At 59.8% G+C, this 22,204-nt stretch carries 24 protein-coding genes and 2 pseudogenes; 17 read left to right on the forward strand and 9 right to left on the reverse strand.

The window, feature by feature from the left end:
* The 6 genes and pseudogenes from HF949_RS15435 (at position 1) to HF949_RS15460 (ending at position 6,328) form a co-directional block, all read left to right on the forward strand.
* Positions 1 to 1,488: an amidase gene (locus tag HF949_RS15435; protein ID WP_292896728.1), complete on the forward strand. Its 1,488-nt coding sequence runs from the start codon at positions 1 to 3 to the stop codon at positions 1,486 to 1,488.
* Positions 1,488 to 2,906, forward strand: coding sequence for a malonyl-CoA decarboxylase (locus HF949_RS15440; protein WP_292896730.1), 1,419 nt, complete (start codon positions 1,488 to 1,490; stop codon positions 2,904 to 2,906). The genes HF949_RS15435 and HF949_RS15440 overlap by 1 nt, the downstream gene beginning before the upstream one ends.
* A complete protein-coding gene (locus HF949_RS15445; RefSeq protein ID WP_292896732.1) occupies positions 2,903 to 4,414 on the forward strand; it encodes a malonate--CoA ligase in 1,512 nt (503 codons plus the stop codon). The genes HF949_RS15440 and HF949_RS15445 overlap by 4 nt, the downstream gene beginning before the upstream one ends.
* A gap of 463 nt (positions 4,415 to 4,877) precedes the next feature.
* Positions 4,878 to 5,617 (forward strand): annotated as a pseudogene (locus HF949_RS15450) (DUF6088 family protein).
* A pseudogene (locus HF949_RS15455) lies at positions 5,598 to 5,762 on the forward strand (nucleotidyl transferase AbiEii/AbiGii toxin family protein); the annotation flags it as partial. The pseudogenes HF949_RS15450 and HF949_RS15455, both read left to right, overlap by 20 nt.
* 194 nt (positions 5,763 to 5,956) lie before the next feature.
* The gene (locus tag HF949_RS15460) at positions 5,957 to 6,328 is read left to right on the forward strand and encodes a GFA family protein (RefSeq protein WP_292896734.1); all 372 of its coding nucleotides are present in this window, start codon (positions 5,957 to 5,959) and stop codon (positions 6,326 to 6,328) included.
* Positions 6,329 to 6,449: 121 nt separating this feature from the next.
* Here HF949_RS15460 and uvrB read toward each other — a convergent pair whose 3' ends face one another.
* From uvrB to HF949_RS15475, 3 genes are all read right to left on the reverse strand, one after another.
* A complete protein-coding gene (gene uvrB, locus HF949_RS15465) occupies positions 6,450 to 9,308 on the reverse strand; it encodes an excinuclease ABC subunit UvrB (RefSeq protein WP_292896736.1) in 2,859 nt (952 codons plus the stop codon).
* Positions 9,309 to 9,420: 112 nt separating this feature from the next.
* Positions 9,421 to 9,849, reverse strand: a complete 429-nt coding sequence (locus HF949_RS15470) for a GNAT family N-acetyltransferase (protein WP_292896738.1) — start codon at positions 9,847 to 9,849, stop codon at positions 9,421 to 9,423.
* A gap of 223 nt (positions 9,850 to 10,072) precedes the next feature.
* Positions 10,073 to 10,597: a SixA phosphatase family protein gene (locus HF949_RS15475; protein ID WP_292896740.1), complete on the reverse strand. Its 525-nt coding sequence runs from the start codon at positions 10,595 to 10,597 to the stop codon at positions 10,073 to 10,075.
* 93 nt (positions 10,598 to 10,690) lie between these two features.
* Here HF949_RS15475 and HF949_RS15480 point away from each other — a divergent pair, with 93 nt between their 5' ends.
* Entirely contained in the window at positions 10,691 to 11,254 is a 564-nt protein-coding gene (locus tag HF949_RS15480) for a DUF2239 family protein (protein ID WP_292896742.1), read from the forward strand.
* A 6-nt stretch (positions 11,255 to 11,260) separates the two neighbouring features.
* Here HF949_RS15480 and HF949_RS15485 read toward each other — a convergent pair whose 3' ends face one another.
* Both HF949_RS15485 and HF949_RS15490 read right to left on the reverse strand, forming a co-directional pair.
* Complete coding sequence (locus HF949_RS15485) at positions 11,261 to 11,815, reverse strand: GNAT family N-acetyltransferase (protein WP_292896744.1); 555 nt, start codon at positions 11,813 to 11,815, stop codon at positions 11,261 to 11,263.
* Between the two features lie 2 nt (positions 11,816 to 11,817).
* Positions 11,818 to 12,390 (reverse strand): helix-turn-helix domain-containing protein, encoded by a 573-nt coding sequence (locus HF949_RS15490; RefSeq protein WP_292896746.1) that lies wholly within the window; start codon positions 12,388 to 12,390, stop codon positions 11,818 to 11,820.
* A gap of 118 nt (positions 12,391 to 12,508) precedes the next feature.
* On the opposite strand from HF949_RS15490, the gene HF949_RS15495 reads away from it, so the two are divergent.
* The 8 genes from HF949_RS15495 (at position 12,509) to HF949_RS15530 (ending at position 17,754) form a co-directional block, all read left to right on the forward strand.
* Positions 12,509 to 13,174: a GntR family transcriptional regulator gene (locus HF949_RS15495; protein WP_292896748.1), complete on the forward strand. Its 666-nt coding sequence runs from the start codon at positions 12,509 to 12,511 to the stop codon at positions 13,172 to 13,174.
* A gap of 201 nt (positions 13,175 to 13,375) precedes the next feature.
* Entirely contained in the window at positions 13,376 to 13,981 is a 606-nt protein-coding gene (locus HF949_RS15500) for a biotin transporter BioY (RefSeq protein ID WP_292896750.1), read from the forward strand.
* Positions 13,978 to 14,415: a DUF1284 domain-containing protein gene (locus HF949_RS15505; protein WP_292896751.1), complete on the forward strand. Its 438-nt coding sequence runs from the start codon at positions 13,978 to 13,980 to the stop codon at positions 14,413 to 14,415. The genes HF949_RS15500 and HF949_RS15505 overlap by 4 nt, the downstream gene beginning before the upstream one ends.
* A gap of 53 nt (positions 14,416 to 14,468) precedes the next feature.
* Positions 14,469 to 15,044 carry a histidine phosphatase family protein gene (locus HF949_RS15510; protein WP_292896753.1) on the forward strand — a complete coding sequence of 192 codons (576 nt, stop codon included), beginning with the start codon at positions 14,469 to 14,471 and terminating at the stop codon, positions 15,042 to 15,044.
* Between the two features lie 23 nt (positions 15,045 to 15,067).
* A complete protein-coding gene (locus HF949_RS15515) occupies positions 15,068 to 15,394 on the forward strand; it encodes a VOC family protein (protein WP_292900246.1) in 327 nt (108 codons plus the stop codon).
* 333 nt (positions 15,395 to 15,727) lie between these two features.
* Complete coding sequence (locus tag HF949_RS15520) at positions 15,728 to 15,940, forward strand: cold-shock protein (RefSeq protein WP_223021220.1); 213 nt, start codon at positions 15,728 to 15,730, stop codon at positions 15,938 to 15,940.
* A 414-nt stretch (positions 15,941 to 16,354) separates the two neighbouring features.
* Positions 16,355 to 16,570 carry a cold-shock protein gene (locus tag HF949_RS15525; protein ID WP_292896756.1) on the forward strand — a complete coding sequence of 72 codons (216 nt, stop codon included), beginning with the start codon at positions 16,355 to 16,357 and terminating at the stop codon, positions 16,568 to 16,570.
* A 725-nt stretch (positions 16,571 to 17,295) separates the two neighbouring features.
* Positions 17,296 to 17,754 (forward strand): BA14K family protein, encoded by a 459-nt coding sequence (locus tag HF949_RS15530; RefSeq protein WP_292896758.1) that lies wholly within the window; start codon positions 17,296 to 17,298, stop codon positions 17,752 to 17,754.
* Positions 17,755 to 18,100: 346 nt separating this feature from the next.
* Here the strand turns inward: HF949_RS15530 and HF949_RS15535 are convergent, their stop codons facing one another.
* From HF949_RS15535 to HF949_RS15545, 3 genes are all read right to left on the reverse strand, one after another.
* On the reverse strand, positions 18,101 to 18,742 hold the full coding sequence (locus tag HF949_RS15535) for an MBL fold metallo-hydrolase (RefSeq protein WP_292896760.1): 642 nt from the start codon (positions 18,740 to 18,742) through the stop codon (positions 18,101 to 18,103).
* 90 nt (positions 18,743 to 18,832) lie between these two features.
* Positions 18,833 to 19,108, reverse strand: coding sequence for a hypothetical protein (locus tag HF949_RS15540; protein WP_223021225.1), 276 nt, complete (start codon positions 19,106 to 19,108; stop codon positions 18,833 to 18,835).
* Positions 19,109 to 19,228: 120 nt separating this feature from the next.
* Positions 19,229 to 20,122, reverse strand: a complete 894-nt coding sequence (locus tag HF949_RS15545) for a branched-chain amino acid aminotransferase (RefSeq protein WP_292896763.1) — start codon at positions 20,120 to 20,122, stop codon at positions 19,229 to 19,231.
* A gap of 260 nt (positions 20,123 to 20,382) precedes the next feature.
* On the opposite strand from HF949_RS15545, the gene HF949_RS15550 reads away from it, so the two are divergent.
* On the forward strand, positions 20,383 to 20,883 hold the full coding sequence (locus HF949_RS15550) for a MarR family winged helix-turn-helix transcriptional regulator (RefSeq protein ID WP_292896765.1): 501 nt from the start codon (positions 20,383 to 20,385) through the stop codon (positions 20,881 to 20,883).
* A 35-nt stretch (positions 20,884 to 20,918) separates the two neighbouring features.
* Positions 20,919 to 21,641 carry a response regulator gene (locus HF949_RS15555; RefSeq protein WP_229449220.1) on the forward strand — a complete coding sequence of 241 codons (723 nt, stop codon included), beginning with the start codon at positions 20,919 to 20,921 and terminating at the stop codon, positions 21,639 to 21,641.
* 8 nt (positions 21,642 to 21,649) lie between these two features.
* Here HF949_RS15555 and HF949_RS15560 read toward each other — a convergent pair whose 3' ends face one another.
* Positions 21,650 to 21,997 carry an antibiotic biosynthesis monooxygenase gene (locus tag HF949_RS15560; protein ID WP_292896767.1) on the reverse strand — a complete coding sequence of 116 codons (348 nt, stop codon included), beginning with the start codon at positions 21,995 to 21,997 and terminating at the stop codon, positions 21,650 to 21,652.
* Positions 21,998 to 22,204: the final 207 nt, after the last annotated feature.

The following is a 22,204-nucleotide window of genomic DNA, read 5'->3' on the forward strand; positions in this document are numbered from 1 at the left end:
ATGTCCGACCCCGCAGACCTGACCGCGATCGAAGCCCGCCAACTCATCGGCTGGCGCAGGCTTTCCCCGGTGGAACTGGCCGAGGCCTGCATTGCCCGGACAGAAGCGATCAATCCGGCGATCAATGCCGTTGTCGCAAGTGATTTCGACCATCTGCGTGAAGAAGCCCGGAAGGCGGAAGCTGCCGTCGTGAGGGGAGACATCCTTGGTCCGGTGCACGGTCTGCCCTTCGGCGTCAAGGACATGATCGATGTGACCGGCCTGCCGACAACCTTTGGCTCTGATCTGTTCAGGGACAATATTGCCGTCAAGGACGACGCCATCGTCGCCACGATGCGCCGGGCAGGCGGTCTCGTGCTCGGAAAGACCAACAATCCGGAGTTCTCTGCCGGTGGCAACACTGTCAACAAGGTCTACGGGCCGACGGGTAACCCGCATGATCCGGCAAAGAGCGCGGCCGGTTCGTCGGGTGGATCCGCCGCAGCCCTGGCAACCGGCATGGCCCCGCTCTGCACGGGATCGGACACCGGAGGTAGCCTGAGAAATCCGGCGGCTTTCTGCGGCGTCGTCGGTTTCCGGCCGTCTCCGGGCGTTGTGCCCGGCAATACAAGGGGCATGGCCCTGATGCATCTGCCAACGTCCGGCCCGATGGCGCGTACGGTTGCCGACACGGCCCTGATGCTATCGGTCATGGCCCGGCCGGATCGTCTCGATCCCTTCACCGGGGTGCTTGAAGGCAAAACGCTGTGGGACCCGCAGGCATTTGCCACCCTGCCCCGCCGCGACCTGAAATCCCTGAAAATTGCCTTCACCGAAGACTTCAGCTTTGCGATGACCGAACAGGTGATCCGCCGTGCCTTCCGCAAGAGGGTCGATCATCTGGCGCCGCTTTTCGCATCAGCTGAAGAAACGGCTCCCGACTGCACCGACGCAGACCGGATTTTCGCGGTTCTGCGCGCTGTGATGTTTCTTGGGGCACACCATGCCAATACGCTGAAACATCCGGGACGCTACGGGCCGAACATCATGGCCAATGTCGAGGAGGGCCTTTCCTATTCGGCGCTTGATGTCGCCGACGTGATGAACCGACAGGGTGTCTATTATCGCAACTGGCAAGGCTTCTTCGACAACCATGACTACATCCTGTCGCCAGCAGTGACGATCAGTCCGCGCGACTGGCACGAACTTTACCCGGCCGAGATCGATGGAGAGGCGACACAAAGCTATTACCAGTGGCTCGCCCTCGCCTATGCCTCGACCATTCCGGGCCATCCCTCCGTAACAATCCCGATGGGCCGGGATGAGCTTGGCATGCCTTTCGGCCTGCAGATCGTTGGCAAACGGTACGACGACCTCGGCGTTCTAGCGGTGGCTGGGGAAATCGAGGCTCTTCTTTCCGGCGATAGTGAGTTTGGTCCCCCCAAACCAAATCTGGAAGCATTGATGCACGGACAAAGGAAGTTGAACGCAAGTATTGAGGCTGCGTGATGAGTACAACATCCTTCTTCAGCGATATGTTGCAGACCATCGCTGACCGCGGTCGGAAACTGTTGTCTGATCCACGCGAGGACGACGGTAATCAAATCGGCACCGTGGAAACTCTGTGCGAAACGCTTCTCTCAAGCCGCGGGGAAGCTTCTGGCATGGCGCTTGCGGCTAACATTCTGGATTACTGGCGCTGCCTCGACACAGATGGCCAGCGGGAATTTATGAGGCTCCTGCTTTCGAATTTCGGACCAAAAAAGGAATGGCTGGAAAAGGCTATCGATGCGTACCGCCGAAATCCGAACCCGGCCACTATGCTCGAACTCCATTTAGCTGCCGAACCCCGCCGCCAGGAACTGATCCGACGGTTCAACCTGGCGCCAAACGGCATCGCAACGCTAGTGCGCATGCGCGAGTCGCTGCTGAATATGAAGATCGACGATCCGGATCTCGCGACGGTCGATGCTGACTTTGCCCATCTTCTCTTGTCCTGGTTCAACCGCGGTTTTCTCATGTTGAAGCCGATCAGCTGGTCGACACCCGCCGACATCCTCGAAAAGATCATCCGCTATGAAGCGGTTCATCATATCGGCGGCTGGGACGAGTTGCGGCTGAGACTTGCGCCCGAGGATCGCCGCTGCTTCGCCTTCTTCCACCCGCAGCTTACCGACGATCCGCTGATCTTCGTGGAGGTGGCGCTGACACGCGGCATTCCAAGTAATATCGTCGATCTACTGCGGGAGGACCGGGTGCCTATCCGTGCCAACGACGCAACAACGGCCGTCTTCTATTCGATTTCAAACTGCCAGGATGGCCTGCGCGGCATCTCCTTCGGCAATTTCCTTATCAAGCAGGTGGTCGAAGACTTGAAGCGCGACCTGCCGAAACTCGACACCTTCGTCACGCTTTCACCCGTGCCGGGCTTCGCGACCTGGCTCACGCGCGAACGGAAATCGAAAGCCTCAGATGCGCTGAGCGCCGACGACAAGTGCGTGCTGGATGCGCTCGACCAGAACGGCTGGGCCAACGACGAGGAGCATTGCGCCCGGCTGCAGCCGGTGATGAACTCGGCCGCGGCTTGGTATTTCCTGAAGGCGCGCAATCCACGGGGTCGGGTGGTCGATCCAGTCGGCCGCTTCCATCTCGGCAACGGCGCAAGGCTGGAGCGGATCAATTTCCTCGGCGATCGTTCGCCACGCGCCATGCATCAGTCGCACGGGCTGATGGTCAACTATCTCTACAAGTTCGAAGACATTGAAAAGAACCATGAGGCGTTCGCCGTCCGCCGCGAGGTCGTCGCCTCCCAACCAGTCCGAAAACTGGTTTCCGCGAATCGCGGTTCCAGAAACCTCTTCTCTCGTCCGGGCGGAGCATCCCCAGAAGAGCTGAAGGGAAATGGCAGCAAGGAGATCAGCGCATGAGCAACCATTTATTTGACGCGTTCCGCGCTGGTGTACGGCCGGAAGCACCGTTCATCGAGACGGAGGCTGGTCAAGTGTGGACCTATGGCGACATGTTCAAGCTCTCTGCTCGTCTCGCTGCAACGCTGGTGAAACTGAATGTCCAGCCAGGCGATCGGGTCGCCGTGCAGGTCGAAAAAAGCCCCGAAGCGCTGATGCTATACCTCGCCTGCGTTCGTGCCGGCGCCATCTATCTGCCGCTTAACACTGCTTATACGCTCGCCGAGCTCGAATATTTCATCGGCGATGCCGAGCCGCGGCTGGTAGTCAGCACTCCCGAGGCGAAAAAAGGATTGCAGCCAATCGCCTCGGTGAAGGGCGCCGTCGTCGAAACCTTAGACGACAAGGGCGGTGGCAGCCTGATGGCACTTGCGGCCAGTGAGGCCGAGGACTTCGACGACGTCCCACGCGGCCCGAACGATCTCGCCGCCATCCTTTACACCTCCGGTACCACCGGGCGCTCCAAGGGCGCGATGCTGTCGCACGATAACCTGCTTTCCAACGCTGCAACGTTGCGCGAATTCTGGCGCTTTTCGAGTGCCGACCGGTTGATCCATGCACTGCCGATCTTCCACACGCACGGCCTGTTCGTCGCCTCCAATGTCATCATGCTGGCGGGTGCCTCCATGTATTTCCTGCCGAAGTTCGATGCCTACCGGGTGCTGGCGCTGATGCCAAGGGCGACCGTCATGATGGGAGTGCCTACCTTCTATGTACGGCTGATCCAGAGCTCCGAGCTGACGCGGGAAACGACCGCCAATATGCGGCTCTTCATTTCCGGTTCGGCACCGCTCCTTGCCGAGACGCACCGCCGGTTCGAGGTCATGACCGGCCACCGCATCCTTGAACGCTACGGCATGACCGAGACCAACATGAATACCTCAAATCCCTATGACGGGGAACGCGTCGCCGGGACTGTCGGCTTTCCACTACCAGGCGTTTTGCTTCGTGTCACCGAACCGGATAGCGTTAAGCCTGTCGCCGATGGCGAGACCGGCATGATCGAGGTGAAAGGTCCGAACGTCTTCAAGGGGTACTGGCGCATGCCAGAAAAGACCGCATCGGAATTTCGGATCGACGGCTTCTTCATCACGGGAGACCTCGGGATGATCGACGAACGTGGCTATCTCCACATTGTCGGGCGCGACAAAGACTTGGTGATTACCGGCGGCTACAACATCTACCCGAAGGAAATCGAATCCGAGATAGACCAGCTGCCGGGGGTCCTCGAAAGCGCCGTCTTTGGTGTTCCGCACCCAGATTTCGGCGAAGGTGTGACAGCCGTCGTCGTCTGCAAGGATGGTGCGGCGCTCGAAGAGAAGGATGTGCTATCCGCGCTCTACGACAGGCTGGCACGCTACAAGCAGCCGAAGCGTGTCCTCTTCGTCGCCGAGCTGCCACGCAATACCATGGGAAAAGTGCGGAAGAACACCTTGCGGGAGATTTATGCTGATATCTACCAAAATTAGTTATTGGTGACAGGCTTTTGGGCTCCAGTTTAGCTTTTCTGAGAATGGCAGCAGGAAGACAGGAACTGGATATTCAGCACGGCGCGTGTCCGCTATCAGTGGAGTCAGACCAACACCAACGAAACTTGACCGGACATTCAGAAATTGGTCCGTGCGGCGCATTTTTGGATACATGCAAGGCGGAAGATGAAAGCAGCGTTCGACTGTGCTCCACAGTTGAGGCTGTCTGGTCTTGTAGCTCCAGGGCATGAGTGCAGCGATCTCGCTGTTAGGCCAAGCGTTGACGATGCGCTAGAGGGTCTGGATAAGCTACGCGTGAGGATCAACTTTCGCTCTTGGGTTGACCGTTGTTGCGCGTCTGAATTAGGGCTGCTGAAGGACAGCATTGGGGCGATAGTCTCACCCTACTGACCAAAATTTATATATATATATATATTATTCGGTCACACAGTGAGGGAAGCAAATGCCCGACCCCACGTCTAACGCACTTAACCGCGTTCACGCGCGTATAGCAGCGGGTGCTCCCGCTGGGGTGTGGTCGCGGGCTGATTTCCTGGACATCGCCAGCCCGAACGGGGTCGAGAAGGCCCTACAGAGACTTGCCAAGCGTGGCGACATCAGGCGCCCGTGCCGTGGCCCCGTATGATAAACCGACCACAAGCAAACTGACCGGCAAGATGGAGTTCCCTCCCATCGCATCATTTGTCGATGCAATCGCACGACGCGATAAGCTGCGAATGCTCGTCGACGGAATGACCGCAGCCAATGACCTTGGATTGACGACGGCAGTCCCAGCCTGCAGTACGATTTACGCCGACACCTATCCAAGGGCGATCGAGATTGTTGCCAACACGGGCAACCCAAACGCTAAATAGCCAGTCGTCTACAAACTCGACTTCAAGCGGATTCCCGCCAAGACGGCATTCTGGGCCGGCTGGCCATCCGCGTCGTTCAGATCCTGTCATGGTTTCGCGATGATCGAGCGAGCCCGGATGCGCTGTCAATGGGATTGTCCGACGCCTATCCAGCGCGCCGGAGCGTAACGCAATTGTCGAAGACCTGCACCAGAGCATCCAAGCCGTTCCCGCTTGGATGTACCCGGCAATCGAAAAAATCACGCAAACACTGTCGGCCGACGAAAGCTCGGACGACATGTCAGAGCCACTTGAGACGCCATGGACACATGCAGCAAACCCTCGCTGAAATCCTCAGTTCGAGCACCGATGAACGCCAGGCCCTCTATTCGGCAGTCGCGGCCAAACTGGAGACACGAGCCGAAAACATCGAGAAAGACCTCTATTTCTGCTGGGGTCTCGATTTCCTGTTCAACCGGCGCAAGGACGACCCCGGACAGCAGTGGGTCAAGCCGGAGGATGAAGAAGCAGTGGGGATTGACGGCTGCCTTCTCCGCGTTTGCGGGGAGAAGAGGCGACGGATGTTCTCAGAGCTCTTTCAAGCCCCCTCCCCTTGCGACTGTCCCTTGCGGCTGCATCTTTCCGGCGGCAGAGTGCGCCAAAGCAAAGGCGGGAAAGGAAACAGGCAATGAAGCGGTTGAGCGGCGGATGCCTGTGCGGCGCGGTGCGGATCGAAGTTTCGGGAGAGCCCGACCGCGTGGGCATCTGCCATTGTCTCGACTGCCGCAAGCACCATGGCGCGCTGTTTTATGCGGCAGCCGTCTTTGCGGCGGAGGCGGTGCGCGTCACCGGCGAGACACACGCCTATCAGGGCCGCCATTTCTGCCCGCGCTGCGGCTCCTCCGTGTTTGCCCGCACCGGTGACGAGATAGAAGTGCATCTCGGCACGCTGGACGCGCCGGACCAGCTTGTGCCGGATTATGAGCTGTGGGTGTCACGCCGCGAGAAGTGGCTGCCGGCGTTTCCAGTGAAAGCGCGGTTTGAGCGGGATCGGGAGTGAGGAAGTTACCCGAAAAAGCGATGGACCTTGAGGGCGCACCTACGAAAACCCGGCCGTGCCCCACGGCGTTCTACCAATGGCTCCCGGATAACCTGCGGCTTCCGGGGTGACGGAGGTTTGTTTACCGCCCCGGCCGCCCAGTCTTCCCGGGGCGGCGCTTGGCGCGGCGCTCGTCCGCCGGATCTTCGTAGGAGCCGATGCCGGGCCGGTGGCGTTTCACCGGTTTGGGGTCGTCTTCCGGCTTCTGCGGAACCGGTTTGCGCACCGGCTCTTCGGTGCGGCCGACCGTCATCTCGTCCAGATCGTTCTTGCGGAAAAGGCTCTTGCCGGCAGGCACGGCATGGGCGCCGGAGGTGCCCATTTCATCGAGGTCGGGCTTGTGGAAGAGCGTTGGGCCCGTGCCTTCACGGCCCGGCCCTCGTGGTTCGACAGGCTCACCATGAGGGGCTGACGGTGCGCCTGCGCCCTTGGCCCGCCCGCCCTGCCCCTTGCGGCTGCGCGCCTTGTCGCGGCGGGATTTTTGCGTGTTTTCGACACCTGCGTCGCGGGCGAGCGGGTCGTCCATGATGGCGAGCTCGGTTTCCTTCAGGCGCTTGATTTCGTCGCGCAGACGGGCGGCTTCCTCAAAATCGAGATCGGCGGCGGCGTCGCGCATCGCTTTCTCGAGATGTTCGAGATGGGCGGCGAGGTTGTTGCCAACGAGATTGTTGAGGTCGTCGCCCCGGCCACCGGCACCGCCAATGTCGGCGCGGACATGATCGCGCTCATAAACGGAATCGAGAATGTCGGCGATGTTCTTCTTGATGGAAGCCGGCGTGATGCCGTGTTCCTCATTGTAAGCAAGCTGCTTCTCGCGGCGGCGGTTGGTCTCTTCCATCGCCCGCTCCATGGAGCCGGTGATGCGGTCGGCATAGAGCATGACGCGGCCATCGACATTGCGCGCCGCGCGACCGATGGTCTGGATGAGTGAGGTCTCGGAGCGCAAAAAGCCTTCCTTGTCGGCATCGAGAATGGCGACAAGGCCGCATTCGGGAATATCGAGGCCCTCGCGCAGAAGGTTGATGCCGACGAGCACGTCGAAGGCGCCGAGGCGCAGGTCGCGGATGATCTCGATGCGCTCCAGCGTGTCGATGTCTGAGTGCATGTAGCGCACGCGCACGCCCTGCTCATGCAGGTACTCGGTAAGGTCCTCCGCCATGCGCTTGGTGAGCACGGTGACGAGCGTGCGATAGCCCTTGGCGGCGGTCTCGCGAATCTCGCCCAGCACATCGTCGACCTGGGTCTTGGCGGGGCGCACCTCGACAGGGGGATCGATGAGGCCGGTGGGGCGAATGACCTGCTCGGCGAAAACGCCGCCGGCAGCCTCCATCTCCCAGTTGCCGGGGGTGGCGGAGACGGCGATGGTGGCGGGGCGCATGGCGTCCCATTCCTCGAAGCGGAGCGGCCGGTTGTCCATGCAGGACGGCAGGCGGAAACCATATTCGGCGAGCGTCGCCTTGCGGCGAAAGTCGCCGCGATACATGCCGCCGATCTGCGGAATGGTGACGTGGCTCTCGTCGACAAAGACGAGCGCATTGTCGGGAATATACTCGAACAGGGTGGGCGGCGGCTCGCCGGGCGCGCGGCCGGTCAAATAGCGCGAATAGTTCTCGATGCCGGCGCAGGAGCCGGTGGCTTCCAGCATTTCGAGATCGAAGCGGGTGCGCTGTTCGAGGCGCTGGGCCTCCAGCAGCCGACCGGCGCGCTCAAGCTCGGCAAGGCGCTGTTTCAGCTCGGCATTGATGCCCTTGATGGCCTGGTTGAGCGTGGGGCGCGGGGTGACATAGTGCGAATTGGCGTAGATCTTGACCGATTGCAGATCGCCGGTCTTCTTGCCGGTGAGCGGGTCGAACTCGGTGATGGTCTCGATCTCGTCGCCAAAGAGGGAGATGCGCCAGGCGCGATCCTCCAGGTGGGCGGGGAAGATTTCGATCGTGTCGCCGCGCACACGGAAGGAGCCACGCACGAAATTGATGTCCTGACGCTTGTATTGCTGTGCCACGAGATCGGCCAGGAGCTGACGCTGGTCGAGCCGGTCGCCAATCTGCATCTGGAAGGTCATGGCCGTGTAGGTCTCGACCGAGCCGATACCGTAGATGCAGGAGACCGACGCGACGATGATCACGTCATCGCGTTCGAGCAGGGCGCGCGTGGCAGAGTGGCGCATGCGGTCGATCTGCTCGTTGATGGAGGATTCCTTCTCGATATAGGTGTCGGAGCGCGGGACGTAGGCCTCGGGCTGGTAATAGTCGTAGTAGGAGACGAAATACTCGACCGCATTGTCGGGGAAGAAAGACCTGAACTCACCGTAAAGCTGGGCGGCCAGCGTCTTGTTCGGTGCGAGGACGATGGCTGGACGCTGCGTTTCCTCGATCACCTTGGCCATGGTGAAGGTCTTGCCCGAACCGGTGACGCCCAAAAGGACCTGCGTGCGCTCATTCTCGTTGGCGCCGGCGACGAGATCGGCAATGGCCGTGGGTTGGTCGCCCGACGGTTTGAACTCTGTCGACATCCTGAGCGGAATGCCGCCCTCGGATTTTTCCGGCCGCGCGGGGCGGTGCGGTGTCCATGTGGATTGAAGGTTCGGATCGCCGCCTTCGATCAGCCTGGAGAGCGCTGCGACCGTGGCCGTGACGCCGGAGGAGGACAGCCCTTCGGCCTCTTCGAGCGTGACGTCGAGACCCGCGACGGGCATGAGTCCGGCGGCCGCGCGCTCACGGGCCGAAGCTGCGCCGCCCATCGAGGTGCCGCGCGCGGTCTTCGAAGCGGAGGCGGAGCGTTCGGCAGGCTTTTTGGGCTTTTTCGGCTTTGCAGATTTCTCGGCTTCCTGCGCGATCTCATCTGCCCAATCCGCAATGGAACCGGAGAGCGGTGTGCCCGAAAGCTCGGGCTGGGGGGCTTCGGCGAAGCCGCCATTCTTCTTTTCGGATGATCTGGCCATGGGGCGAATATGGAACCGCAGACCCAAAATGGAAAGGGGTGACGCATGGGGAATGCATCACCCCGCACAGTTCCTGACAGAAGGGTGTCAGGATCAATCATCCGCCGTCATGTCAGGCCGGGTAGCGAAGATGCAGCACCGGCTCACCCGTGGGTTCGTCGATGCGCTCCTCGATCGGAACGAAGCCATAGCGCGCATAGAAGCTTCGGCCGAGATCGTTCTTCACGAAAACATCGAGTTCTAGCGTACCCATTCGGGCGACTGCATCATCCATCAGGGCCCGGCCGAGCCCGCGACCGTGAAATGCCGGATCGAGAAACAGGCCGCCGACCTGGTTGCCGAGCAGCGAGATGAAACCGACGAGCCGGTTATCCACCCAGATGGTGCGCGTCTCGGCCATAGGCAGGTAGACGTTGCGGATGTTGTCGGCCTCGCGCGTCAGGAAAGCTTCCTCAAGAAAAGCGTGCGCGAGCCGACTGGCGCGAAGCCAGACGGCAACAATGGCGTCGTCATCGACGCCGGGTTGATAAGTCTTGATCATTTTCGGTCATGTCCAGTTGTGCAACATCGAACGCGCCTGCCGGAGGCACGCCAGTTGCGAAAAGGCGTTTGAAAAAAGCGAAACGGATGCAGGAGCCGGTAAAGATCGGCCATCATCCATTTCCGGGGCGAAACCGCCCCCGCTTCACCGGGACATAAAACCTCCAGACGTTTGACAGCGTGCTAGCGCGGGTGCGGCGCCGCCGCAAGCTCATTTGGCAAACCTATCTCTGGGAGAAATCCTTCGGCTTGAGGAAATCAAGCAGACGCCCAGCGCCAAAGGCGAGCGCATTCCACTCTCCCTCGATGGTAAAACGGGCGAGAGCAGCAGTAGGGAATTTTTCCCGCATGCGTTCAAGCGCATCCTCTTCGGACCCGGCGCCGGCCAGACGGCTGGCGAAATCCTCCATGCCTGGATTGTGACCGACAAGGAGAACACGTTTGGCCGTCCTGGAAGTGCTCCGCAACGCGGCGAGCAATTCGTCCGGCGAAGCCATGTAAAGCCCCTCCCCGCTGCCAAGGTCCGGCTCGGCACCCCCAAGCTCTGCAGCAACCAGACGCCATGTCTGCTGCGCACGACGGGCCGGAGACACCAGAACCCGGTCTGGCAACCAGCCCCGCTTCATGAGCTCCCGCCCCATGAGTGGAGCAGCGCGACGTCCGCGCGGCGCCAGCGGGCGCTCAATGTCACTCATGCCCGGCTCGTCCCAACTCGACTTCGCATGGCGCAACAGCAGAAGTTCTTTCATTCGCCCTCCAATCCTGCCGATATTTTACCCGGGTATATTGACAGATTTATTATACCCGGGTAAAACTCAAGATCATCCAAAGGAACGCTCCCAATGTCCAATTTCACTGCATTCCATGGCAACAGGCTTCTTGCCAGCGGCAGCGCCCTCGAGGTCGCGCTGACGGCCAAGACATTGCTCGACGAACACCCAGGCGCAGATGTGCTTATCTTCGACGATCTGTCCGGCCGGCAGATCGACTTCAACCTTGCAGGCAGCCACGAGGATGTGGCGGCCAGACTGGCTCCGGAAGCGCAGAACACGCAACCAAGGCGCGCGCCCGGTCGCCCGAGACTGGGCGTGGTGGCGCGAGAGGTGACCCTGCTGCCGCGCCAGTGGGACTGGCTGAACGCGCAACCGGGCGGTGCGTCGGCAACACTGCGAAAGCTGGTCGATGCCGCCCGCACAAAGGATGCGCCGCATGAAAAGGTCCGCAGGGCCAAAAGCGCAGCCGATACGTTCATGATGGCGATGCTGGGCGACCAGCCCGGATATGAAGACGCGGCTCGCGCGCTTTATGCAGGGGACGCAAAGGGTTTCCGGCGCAGAATAGGCAACTGGCCACCCGACCTGCGGACCCATGTGGAACGCCTTGCGGCTCCGGCATTCGAAAGCTGAGCAGGTTCACAATGCCCGCGCATCATCGAGCCGCTTGTACATGATCGTGGTGGCGTCCAGGCGGTCGAGAAACGGATCGCGGCAATAGTCCGGAATAATACCGGCAACGGAAAAGCCAAGTGCCGCATAAAGCGGCTCGGCCTTGTCGCCGGTCCGTGTGTCGAGCGTGATGAGGCTGCGGCCAAGGCTGCGCGCCTCACCTTCGAGCACCTCCATAAGCGCACGGGCGATACCCTGCCGGCGAGAGGCGGGGTCGACCAGGAGCTTGGACGCTTCGGCCCTGTGCGGCTGATTGGGCGGGGTATCTACGACCAGCTGAACCGACCCCGCAAGCCTGCCGTCCTTACGGGCAATGAAGAGAAGACGCCCACCTGAACCAACCGCCGGAAGAACTTTTTCCCGCCAGAAGTTCATCGAAGCTTCCATGCCGAACGGCAATATGAACCCGATGCTTGCCCCGCCATGGACGCACGCGTGAAGCAGACCTGCCAGCTCAGGCAGAATCCGGAACGCGGTGAGTGCATCGACACGTTCTATGGAAAAGGTGGTGTTGCTCTGCATGGTCAGACCGTGAAAAGGAGATAACGCGCACCTGCGGACGCATCGGCGTCAAACCGGCTCGGACCGCGAAGCTGATAGCGAAGGCAATCACCCGGATGCAGTGTGTAGGCCATACCATCGACTGTGATATGCAAGGTGCCCTGCAGCAAAACCAGGTGATGCTCCAGTCCGGCGCGAGGCGGCCCGTCATAGATGATCCGCGCACCGGGACGAAGCGCGCCTTCCATCGCCTCCCCGACAAGCGCACGCGCAGGAGGCGAAACGATCCGGCGCGTAAACCCGGATCGGGCATCCTCCCACACCGTCTGAGCGGCACGTGGAACGAGTGGCGGAAAATCGTCTTCCACAAGATGCATGAGGCGCGAAAGTGTTATGCCGTACGCCTGACAAAGCCTGCCCAGAACGGTGGCAGTGGCGCTGACCTCCGCGTTTTCGAGTCTCGAAAGGGTCGCGCGGCTCACAGCGCTACGGCCGGCAAGATCTTCGAGCGACCAGCCACGCTCCTGACGAAGTGTGCGAAGGCGCTCGGCAATACGCCGATCAACGTTGAAAGGGGCATCTGATCCTGAATCCATATTTGAGAAATTATCCCATATATGAAAATCGTCAAGCGGCGCGTTGCGACTCTCCTCTCTCTCGTGAACACGCGGAAGCGCACTCGACAAAGCAGCATGAAGCAAATTATCTATAATTATGACCACACGCAAAGAGACCAAAGCCACCCAGATTGCCCGCACGCTGGCCGAGCGCATCGTTTCAGGCAAACTCGAACCGGGTGCGCGGTTGCGACAGGATCATATCGCCGAGGAGTTCGGCACGAGCCACGTGCCGGTGCGCGAGGCGTTCCGCCTGCTGGAAGCCCAGGGCCTGGCAAAGAACGAGCCGCGCCGCGGGGTGCGGGTAGCGGCCTTCGATCTGAACCAGGTGCGCGAGGTGGCGGAGATGCGCGCGGCGCTGGAAGTGCTGGCCTTGCGCAATGCGGCGCAACACCTGACCCCGGCGATCCTCGCGGCGGCGGAAGAGGCAACTCTCGAAGGCGACCAGGCCCGAGACGTGATGGCATGGGAAGCGGCAAACCGGCGTTTTCACCGGCTTCTCGTGGCCCCATGCGGCATGCCTCGGTTGCTGGCCGCCATCGACGATCTGCATGCGGCGAGCGCCCGCTTCCTTTTCTCTGCATGGCGCTCCAACTGGGAAACGCGTACGGACCGCGATCATCGCGCGATCCTCGAACATCTGCGGCGCGGAGAAACTGACGCGGCATGTGCGGTTCTCTCCCGGCATGTGCAGTGGATCGGGCACAAGCCTATCGAGACGGCGTCCGGCAAAAAGCGCAAGGCCTTCGTGATCGAGGGCTGACCCGCCCCGCGGTCTTCGTTTCCAGGCCAAGCAGGTCCAGAGCCCTGACTTTCGCGCGCCGTCCCCGCGCAGCCACGCTCATTAGCCCTGAAACCGATGAAGCCGAGAAGGGTTATTCACACCCCTCTTGCCAAAGCTGCGCGAATATGGACTCAATAATAGATCAATACCCAAAATTATCTATAATTTTAAAGGTGCACAATGTCACAAGGTTCCGTCCACCTGCACACCCCCGGCCTGATCGGCAGTGCGGGCGCCCTGCAGCTTGACCAGAAGTCGCTTGCTTTCAAGGTCGGCGCAGTCGTGCTTGGCACAGCGTTCCTGGCGCTGGCGTCGCGCGTCGAAGTCCCCATGGTCCCGGTCCCGGTGACCATGCAGACCTTCGCGATCGCGATGATCGGCGCGCTCTACGGCGCACGCCTGGGTACGCTGACCGTCCTCACTTGGCTCGGTGAGGCCATGATCGGCCTGCCGGTTCTGGCCGGTGGTGCCGGTGGCCTTGCCCATTTCGCCGGACCGACTGGCGGCTACCTTGCGTCGTTTCCGATCATGGCACTCCTCGTCGGCCTTCTGGCTGAACGAGGCTGGAACGCTCGACGCCCGCTCCTCGCGTTCAGTTCCATGCTCTCGGCAAACGCACTCTGTCTCGCGATGGGAGGCATCTGGCTTTCCGGCATGATCGGTATGGAAAAGGCGTTCCTGCTTGGCGTCGCACCCTTTGTCGTCGGGGGCATTCTGAAATCCGCGCTCGGTGCCGCAACCCTGGTGGCGCTCTCGCGGTTTGCGAAACGCGGCGACACGAAATGACGGTGCGGCTGCGTGCGCATCATCTTCTGTGCATGCTCACTTATGTCGGGCGGGGCTACAGCCCCGCTTTCACCGCCAATTATGACGAGATCGTTTTACGCCTCAATGCAGGTGAGGATGCAGTTCTCGTCGAAGGACCAGACGACATTTGCCGTCCCCTCCTTGGGGAAAACCCGCACGCGCACTGCCTCAACGCGCGTGTGGGCCAACGGGATACCCGTGCTGCAAGCGCACTTTCATATTGGCTCGGCCAGGCGATTGATACAGGCCACGCCCTGCACCTCGACAAGAGACTGATCGAACGGATGCGCTCCGCCTTTGCCGAGGGCAAGACCCGAAAGGCGTGTCTTGGCTGCGAATGGCTCGCCCTATGCACCACCGTCGCCCGAAAGGAATTTGAAGGCGCGCTTCTGGCGCCAGATTTGCGCGAATGAGTTTTAAGGCACGGGATGGACCCCGAACCCGCCTCGTGCCAGAACATGCATCGATGGCAAGACTTCTCTTCATCACACACCCCGAGGTCATCGTCGACCCCAGCACCGACGTGAAAGACTGGGGGCTAAGCACTGCCGGACGCGAGCGCATGATGCGTTTTGCAACAAGTGACGCCGCCCAAAACATCGGAACGATCTGGTCGAGCACGGAGAAAAAGGCCCTTGAAGCGGCCGCCATTCTTGGCGCAGAGCGCCGTACCGACGTCAAAACAGACCCCATGCTGGGAGAAAATGACCGTTCGGCGACCGGCTTTCTTCCGCCTCCTGAATTTGAGCGCATGGCTGATGCCTTCTTTGCCCAGCCGACCAGAAGTATTCTGGGATGGGAGCGCGCTATTGATGCACAGCACAGGATTCATGCAACCCTGAACAGGATCCTCTCGGAAGGGGGAACCGGAGACATTGCCGTCATCGCTCATGGCGCTGTCGGAACGCTGCTTCTTTGCAGGCTGCGCGATGTGCCAATCGCCCGCGCCCATGACCAGCCCTTTCAGGGGCACTTCTGGTCCGCAACACTGCCTGACATGCGGATTCTGCACGGCTGGATTCCGATAGCGGAAAAAGCCTGATCCAGGCGTCGGGAATTATATAGATCGCGAGCTTCGCAGTCGGCGGGCAGCATTACCGGGGCCTTGAAGCCGGACCGCCGGATGCATTCAACCACAGTTTCTCGATCATCATCGAATGCGACACACAGGCCGAGATCGATCGATTGTGGGCCGCGCTCGGCGAAAGCGGAACCATCGAACAATGCGGATGGCTGAAAGATCGCTGGGGGCTGAGCTGGCAGATTTTGCCGAAACAACTCGGTGAATTGATGAACGATCCGGACCCCGCCAGGGCACAGCGCATCACCGAGGCGATGCTCCAGATGGTCAAGCTCGACATTGCCGCGCTGGAAGCAGCCGCAAGCAGATGACGGATATTATACCTTAGTAGAATACGCTCCGGAGTTTATGTCGAAATCCGGCTGAAAATGACGTTTCTCCGGCTCGCGATTTTTTAAGCCGCTTGTCAAAATGCGCGCAATTGCACGGCCCGGCGGGGATGCAAACCGGCTCTTCGGAGAGTCTTGTAGCTCTTTCCCTTTCGTGTCATAGATTCATCCGCGCTCGGGTGATTGCAGACCCGGAGACTGGAAGCTTTATGATTTGGACGGCCCCTTTCCCCGATTTTCTTCAAACTCTCGAACCACCGCTAAGCTGTGCACGTTGCGCAGACGCGACTTCTCAAAGGGAAAAGGAGTTTCCCAATGGCCCAGACAGGCACCGTTAAATTCTTCAATGCGAGCAAAGGCTTCGGCTTCATCACCCCCGATGATGGCGCGAAAGACGTGTTCGTTCACATCTCGGCTGTTGAGCGTTCCGGCATGACCACGCTCAGCGACGGTCAGAAGGTTTCCTTCGAGGTCGAGCCCGACCGCATGGGTAAGGGTCCGAAGGCAGTCAATCTGTCCGCGGCCTGATTTCGAGACACTCTCGGATGCACATTTCGAGCGCGGCGTTCACTCGCCGCGCTTTTTATTTGCCCGTACAGATTGCAGGAACATCGCTCTTCGCAATTCGTATTATTCATAAAACTTTCGCTTGCCCCCCTCAAAAAAATCGAACAAGCTCCCTGCCATTCGGGCATTTGCCGGCCCGGAGACTGGAATGGCATGCCCTGGCGGGGGGACCTAAATCCCCTTCCGGGAAGTCGCGTCGAAGCAACGAGGACAAACGATTTGTCCGGGCAAGAAGCCCGCACCATTGGTCCCGATGAGAGGCGCGAAGCTGACTGTTTCTTCTCCCCCAGTAAACGACCGATGACGCCATGGGCCAAAACCCGTCAAGAGGTTGGCCCGCCGAAACCAGCATAAAGGGAGAAAGGACTCCTTCCTATGTCGCAGAGTGGTACCGTCAAGTTCTTCAATCAGGCCAAGGGATACGGGTTTATCACCCCGGACAATGGCGAGAAGGACGTGTTTGTTCATATTTCAGCCGTCCAGGCATCCGGCCTGCAGGGTCTTGAGGACGGACAGAAGGTTACATTCGAGACCGAGCCGGATAAGCGCGGCAAAGGTCCGAAAGCCGTTAACCTGGAGCTTGCGCCCTGACCGGGCGCAGCATTCCTGCAAAATAGCTTTGCCGGTGTCACGAAACGACGATTGAGGCAAAGCCCCTGTTTTGAGCAATTCCGGACAATGAGCTGTCGCGGCGGTTCCGGAATTGCCCTGAAGCGTCCTGCGGCCTGCCGGACGCCATTGATGTTTGCGCCAGTTTGCATAGAGAGGCGTAGGCAGCGAAACGACGTTTTCCTGAAACAATCCCCTGCCCGCCTGTTTCCAACTCTGGTTTTGGAAACTCAGCTATGCCCAGTGCCTCAGCTACGCCCGGTGTCTCAACCATGCCCGGCGTCAATGCATCCGATCACCAGCAATGTAAAGACCTGCCCACCTTCACCAACGTAATCTCTCGCAGCAACGGGACTGAAGGGCTGAAACGCGACGGCTGAAACATTGCACGATACCCTTTGCAGCCAAGGTTATGGAAGAGCCGCTGTCGAGCTCCTGATCTCAAGCTTGGTCCATAGTGATGGACGCTCCGGATCGCCCGATGCATGTCTCGTCGAGATGAGCTCAAGGCTTCATCGACGCGCTGTTGGAGACCACAAGCAGCGAAACCGGGCTCAACGCCCGCAGAGACGCGGCGATGCTTCATAACAGTTAAACGCAGGCTGCCTGCCTCATTCAGGTGCCATTCAGGTGCGAAGGGGTAAATCCCTTGCGAAAGCTGCGGAGCCCCCTGAAAAACCGCAGTTCATATTTGAAGAGGTAAAGTCATGAAACGCTTCCTGAAGACGGGTGTTCTCTCCCTTGCCGTCGCAGCCACAACGCTCGGAGCGATCTCCACCGCCGATGCCGGCCATCGTCATCGTCATCGACACAACAACAACGACGCCATCGCTGCCGGCGTCATTGGCCTGGCCGCAGGCGCGATCGTCGGCGGACTTCTCTCAGAGTCGCGCCGCGGTGATGACCGTGTCTACATCGACCCGCCCTATCGTCAGCCGCAGCCTGGCTATAGCTATCACTACGGTTCCTCCTCCGGCTGGGATTATCAACCTGAGGTGACGACACGGCCGGTGTATCAGCAGCGCCCCGTTTATCATCGCACGACAATGGAGCCCTGGTCGCGTGATTGGTTCCGTTACTGCTCCAACCGCTATCGCAGCTTCGACGGGCGTACCGGCACGTTCATGGGCTATGACGGTCAGCGCCATTTCTGCCAGCCGCGCTAGTCTAGGGTTCCCTGCCCCGAGTAGAAATAAGGCCGGGCTCAGCCCGGCCTTTCTTCATGAAAAGCTGGATGTGGAGATAAAGAACGCATTCTAAGGACACTCTATCAAAAATGGGGAACCGGTCCTCGGAAAACCGACGAATGTCGGACCGGGATCACTGTATTCAGTGCGATCGCCGGTCACTCTGCGCAGCGCAAGCTTTAATCGACAAAACTTCGCAAGTTCAATCGGGGGAGAAGCGCCTTACCAGTGTGTTACCGTTCACGAGCGCGTGATCCGACCAAGATTTTGCTGCCAACGCTTTCTGATCTCGTGCGCAAGGTAACCCCACGCAGAAAAAGCAAAACTACACGAGAAAGGGGTTTGATCGCCGTTCGTCACCGAAGCGTCCTCCAGGACCATGACCACAGAGAAAGCCGATGTCATCACCCAGCGGCAATAGCTTTTCCCTGATCGAGCGGATCAGGGCATCATGATCACCGCCCGGCAGGTCCGTACGCCCCACGGAGCCGTTGAAGAGCACGTCGCCCACATGCGCAAACCGGGCCTTGCGATTGAAGAACACAACATGTCCCGGAGCATGCCCTGGGCAGTGCAGAACCTCGAAAACGTGATCGCCGAACGAGACCGTTTCGCCCTCGCTGAGATAGCGGTCAGGGGTGACATTGCGCACCGACTGATCGAGGCCGAACATGCGGGCCTGATTCTCCAGATTGGCTAGCAACTCCCGATCATCCTCGTGCGGCCCTATAAGCGGGACACTGAGTGCATCCTTGAGATCCATCGCGCCGCCCGCGTGGTCAATATGACCGTGGGTCAGCCAGATCGCTTCAACGGCAATACCATTCTCGTCAATGGCCTGGCGAATACGATCCACCTCGCCACCAGGGTCAACCACAACACCATTCTTGAGCTCTTCATCGAAGAGAATGGTGCAGTTCTGCTGAAATGGTGTCACGGGGATGACGCCGGCCCGGAGATTACCCATAAAGCCCTCTTGATCGCGCCCGCAAACGCGGGGCTGAAATGGGAAACGGGCAACCACTTCCGGCTGCCCGCCTCAGAGAATTGATGAAAATCAGCTCTTGTTCATGGCGCCCATGACGGCACCAACAATGCCGGTGAGTACACCGCCACCGACAGCTCCGCCAACTGCATCACCAAGCAGGCCGCCCAGAGCACCGGCATCGCCGCCCATGCTCGACAGCAGGGCGCCGCCACCGACACCGCCGATGATACCGCTCAGTATCTTGGCACCATGCCCCATAGCGGCCTTCTTGACGACAGAGCCAATCGCTTCACCGCCAAGAACACCAGTAACAGCCTGCACAATAATAGGAAGTAGAGCTTCCATGTCCGGTCCCTCTCAAAAAACCGACCTCCCAGGGCCGGCGCGCCCATGAAAGCGCGTTTCCGGCCCTTGTCAAACAGGAGGCTGTGAATATTTGACGAAGTAACCTGTAGTTGCGGCTACTTATTGCGCCGCCACACGCAGCTCCGGACGCACTTCGTTGGCATAGTCATTCATCAGCAAACGCGTGATTTCACCGACTTCGAAGCGGTAAGGGCCGATCTCGGAAACAGGCGTGACCTCGGCAGCGGTACCGCACAGGAAGCACTGTTCAAAACCTTCCAGCTCTTCCGGCATAATTGCACGCTCAACCACTTCGAGACCGCGACGGCGGGCAAGATCGATCACCGTGCGACGGGTGATTCCATCAAGGAAACAGTCAGGGGTCGGCGTATGCAGGACGCCGTCCTTGACGAAGAAAATGTTGGCCCCCGTCGCTTCAGCGACCTGGCCACGCCAATCCAGCATCATCGCGTCGGCATACCCTTTGGCCTCCGCCGCATGCTTGGAAAGCGTACAGATCATGTAGAGGCCGGCAGCCTTGGATCTGGACGGGGCCGTGCGAGGATCCGGGCGACGATACTCGGCCATGTCGAGGCGGATGCCCTTGAGCCGCTGCTCCGGATCGAAATAGCTCGGCCACTGCCAGATCGCGATGGCAAGGTTGATGCGGTTGTTCTGAGCAGACACACCCATCATCTCGCTTCCGCGCCACGCAATCGGACGAACATAGGCGTCGGCAAAACCCTGACGCGCCAGGAGCTCTCGGCATGCATCATCGATTTCCTGGACCGACCACGGGATCGTGAAGCCCAGAATGCGTGCGGATTCATGCAGGCGCTCGGTGTGCTCGGTAAGCTTGAAGATCTCGCCCCCGTAAGCCCGTTCGCCCTCGAATACGGCACTGGCATAGTGCAGTCCATGGGACAACACGTGAATCTTGGCGTCTGCCCATTTGACGAATTCACCATTGAGCCAGATAAAGCCCTCGAGCTGATCAAAAGGAACCGCTGCCATGTAACCTCTCCCGCCGGTCCGTTTCCGTGGAACCGGGCAAATCGAAAATACCGTCCTCTGGACGGCGCCTTCTTCCGTCACAGCCTATGCGTTACCAAAAGGAATTTGAAGGATGTTCCGAAAAATGACCTTCAGGATACCTTTTTGTTCGCGTCAGGACGAAAACATTGCCAAAAATTACCATGCCTTGAAATTATGTCAATAAGACTGACATAATTTCTTTATCCAACGACCGAAACGACCGGAAGCAGCTAAAGAGCATGACCGACGCCAACCCGATCAAAACCCCGCTGACGCTGGATGATGGCGTTGACTTCGCAATCATCGAGCATCTGTTCTTCGCCTACCGGGATTTCACGGCCGACCCCGACGCCATCCTCGACGAATACGGTTTCGGAAGAGCCCACCACCGGGTGCTGCATTTCGTCAACCGCCTGCCGGGCTTGACCGTTGCGGAACTGCTCGAAGTCTTGAGGATCACCAAGCAGAGCCTGGCGCGGGTGCTCAAACAACTCATCGACGACGGATATATTGTTCAGGTTCCAGGCCCCCGCGACCGGCGTCAGCGCGAACTCTATCCAACGCAGAAGGGACGCGACCTGGCGCTGGCGCTGGCGCTGCCACAGTCCCGCCGCATCCGTGCGGCACTTGAAGAGGCTCAGCCGGGCGACAGCGCGGCGGTAGAACGCTTTCTGCGCGCCATGGTGAACCCGGAACTGCGCGCTCAGATGGACAAACTGCCCAACGGGCGTTCTAAATGAGCAATGCGTCCACGTCGCTTGAGGAGGTCGTCACGATGAGCGAAACCGGCAATCTCGAAAAGGACCCGCCTGTCCTGAGCGATGATGCGCCGCATTTGCTGGTGGTAGACGACGACACGCGTATTCGAAGCCTGCTCAACCGCTTTCTGCGGGAAAACGGTTTCCGCGTCACCATTGCCGGCAACGCAGCCGAAGCACGCCGCAAGCTGGTGGGGCTCGATTTCGATCTCGTCGTTCTCGATGTGATGATGCCGGGAGAGGACGGTGTCTCGCTGACCAGGTCGCTGCGCGAGGAGAAAGACACACCTATCCTGATGCTGACCGCACTTTCGGAAACTGACAGCCGCGTCACGGGGCTTGAGGCCGGCGCCGACGACTACCTGCCCAAGCCGTTCGATCCTCGGGAGCTGGTGCTGCGCATCAACAGCATTCTGCGCCGTAGCGCACCGCAATCCACCCCCAAGGTGGAGCAGGTCGTATTCGGCCCTTACGCATTCCAGATCGCCAAACGTGAACTCAAGCACAGCGGCAAGCTCGTGAAGCTGACCGACCGCGAACGCGACATCATGGTGATTTTCGCGGAGCGGGCGGGTGAGACCGTGCCCCGGCATGAACTGGTGGGTGAGGATTCGGAAGTGGGCGAGCGCACGATCGACGTTCAGATCAACCGCCTGCGCCGCAAGATCGAGCGCGACCCCTCCAATCCCGTATACCTGCAGACCGTGCGGGGCATCGGATATCGGCTAAGCGTGGAATAGCCCGCCCCTCAAACCGAAAGCGGCCGGTAGTTTGCAATATCCGCCTTTATGCCAAGGCGACCCATCATCTCGAGGCGGTCGAACCCCGTTTCCGAATGCATGCGAGCGACAGCCTCACCTGCGCGCGCAATCGCCTCCAACCCCTCCCATTCCACCATCGTGACAAAGTTGAACACTCCGGGGCCTGACGCCTGCTCGAGAATGATATCCCCCATGAAACCCGCCTGCTCACGCAAAAGTGCATGCGTGGCGGAAACACGATCGAGAAATTCCTCGCGCGCCGCTACAGGAACGGTGAACTTGTCAACGCGATAAATCGCACTTGGGACCGAAGCTGCCTGTGAATGTGCTGACATGGTGTCTCCCTGGAAAATCAGTCGGAACCGACATGCCACGCACTTTCGAAGTTCAAGCCGGCTTTAAGTCAAGAGGTTCTTTGCAGTCATTAACGTTGTGTCGCCATGCAGACAGCCATGAGGTGGCTGCAAGTGCGCAGCGCGGAAAAGCAGTTCCCTCTTTCGCGCGCAATGCATAGGATCAGACTTGATTGCAGTTCGGGAATG

The organism is Nitratireductor sp., assembly GCF_017794765.1.
In the GTDB taxonomy this organism is placed as follows: Bacteria; Pseudomonadota; Alphaproteobacteria; order Rhizobiales; family Rhizobiaceae; genus Nitratireductor.

Bases quoted from the DNA above. Each gene is read 5' to 3' on its own strand.
- HF949_RS15435 (WP_292896728.1), top strand. From the start codon at position 1: ATGTCCGACCCCGCAGACCTGACCGCGATCGAAGCCCGCCAACTCATC.
- HF949_RS15440 (WP_292896730.1), top strand. From the start codon at position 1,488: ATGAGTACAACATCCTTCTTCAGCGATATGTTGCAGACCATCGCTGAC.
- HF949_RS15445 (WP_292896732.1), top strand. From the start codon at position 2,903: ATGAGCAACCATTTATTTGACGCGTTCCGCGCTGGTGTACGGCCGGAA.
- HF949_RS15460 (WP_292896734.1), top strand. From the start codon at position 5,957: ATGAAGCGGTTGAGCGGCGGATGCCTGTGCGGCGCGGTGCGGATCGAA.
- uvrB (WP_292896736.1), bottom strand. From the start codon at position 9,308: ATGGCCAGATCATCCGAAAAGAAGAATGGCGGCTTCGCCGAAGCCCCC.
- HF949_RS15470 (WP_292896738.1), bottom strand. From the start codon at position 9,849: ATGATCAAGACTTATCAACCCGGCGTCGATGACGACGCCATTGTTGCC.
- HF949_RS15475 (WP_292896740.1), bottom strand. From the start codon at position 10,597: ATGAAAGAACTTCTGCTGTTGCGCCATGCGAAGTCGAGTTGGGACGAG.
- HF949_RS15480 (WP_292896742.1), top strand. From the start codon at position 10,691: ATGTCCAATTTCACTGCATTCCATGGCAACAGGCTTCTTGCCAGCGGC.
- HF949_RS15485 (WP_292896744.1), bottom strand. From the start codon at position 11,815: ATGCAGAGCAACACCACCTTTTCCATAGAACGTGTCGATGCACTCACC.
- HF949_RS15490 (WP_292896746.1), bottom strand. From the start codon at position 12,390: ATGGATTCAGGATCAGATGCCCCTTTCAACGTTGATCGGCGTATTGCC.
- HF949_RS15495 (WP_292896748.1), top strand. From the start codon at position 12,509: ATGACCACACGCAAAGAGACCAAAGCCACCCAGATTGCCCGCACGCTG.
- HF949_RS15500 (WP_292896750.1), top strand. From the start codon at position 13,376: ATGTCACAAGGTTCCGTCCACCTGCACACCCCCGGCCTGATCGGCAGT.
- HF949_RS15505 (WP_292896751.1), top strand. From the start codon at position 13,978: ATGACGGTGCGGCTGCGTGCGCATCATCTTCTGTGCATGCTCACTTAT.
- HF949_RS15510 (WP_292896753.1), top strand. From the start codon at position 14,469: ATGGCAAGACTTCTCTTCATCACACACCCCGAGGTCATCGTCGACCCC.
- HF949_RS15520 (WP_223021220.1), top strand. From the start codon at position 15,728: ATGGCCCAGACAGGCACCGTTAAATTCTTCAATGCGAGCAAAGGCTTC.
- HF949_RS15525 (WP_292896756.1), top strand. From the start codon at position 16,355: ATGTCGCAGAGTGGTACCGTCAAGTTCTTCAATCAGGCCAAGGGATAC.
- HF949_RS15530 (WP_292896758.1), top strand. From the start codon at position 17,296: ATGAAACGCTTCCTGAAGACGGGTGTTCTCTCCCTTGCCGTCGCAGCC.
- HF949_RS15535 (WP_292896760.1), bottom strand. From the start codon at position 18,742: ATGGGTAATCTCCGGGCCGGCGTCATCCCCGTGACACCATTTCAGCAG.
- HF949_RS15540 (WP_223021225.1), bottom strand. From the start codon at position 19,108: ATGGAAGCTCTACTTCCTATTATTGTGCAGGCTGTTACTGGTGTTCTT.
- HF949_RS15545 (WP_292896763.1), bottom strand. From the start codon at position 20,122: ATGGCAGCGGTTCCTTTTGATCAGCTCGAGGGCTTTATCTGGCTCAAT.
- HF949_RS15550 (WP_292896765.1), top strand. From the start codon at position 20,383: ATGACCGACGCCAACCCGATCAAAACCCCGCTGACGCTGGATGATGGC.
- HF949_RS15555 (WP_229449220.1), top strand. From the start codon at position 20,919: ATGAGCGAAACCGGCAATCTCGAAAAGGACCCGCCTGTCCTGAGCGAT.
- HF949_RS15560 (WP_292896767.1), bottom strand. From the start codon at position 21,997: ATGTCAGCACATTCACAGGCAGCTTCGGTCCCAAGTGCGATTTATCGC.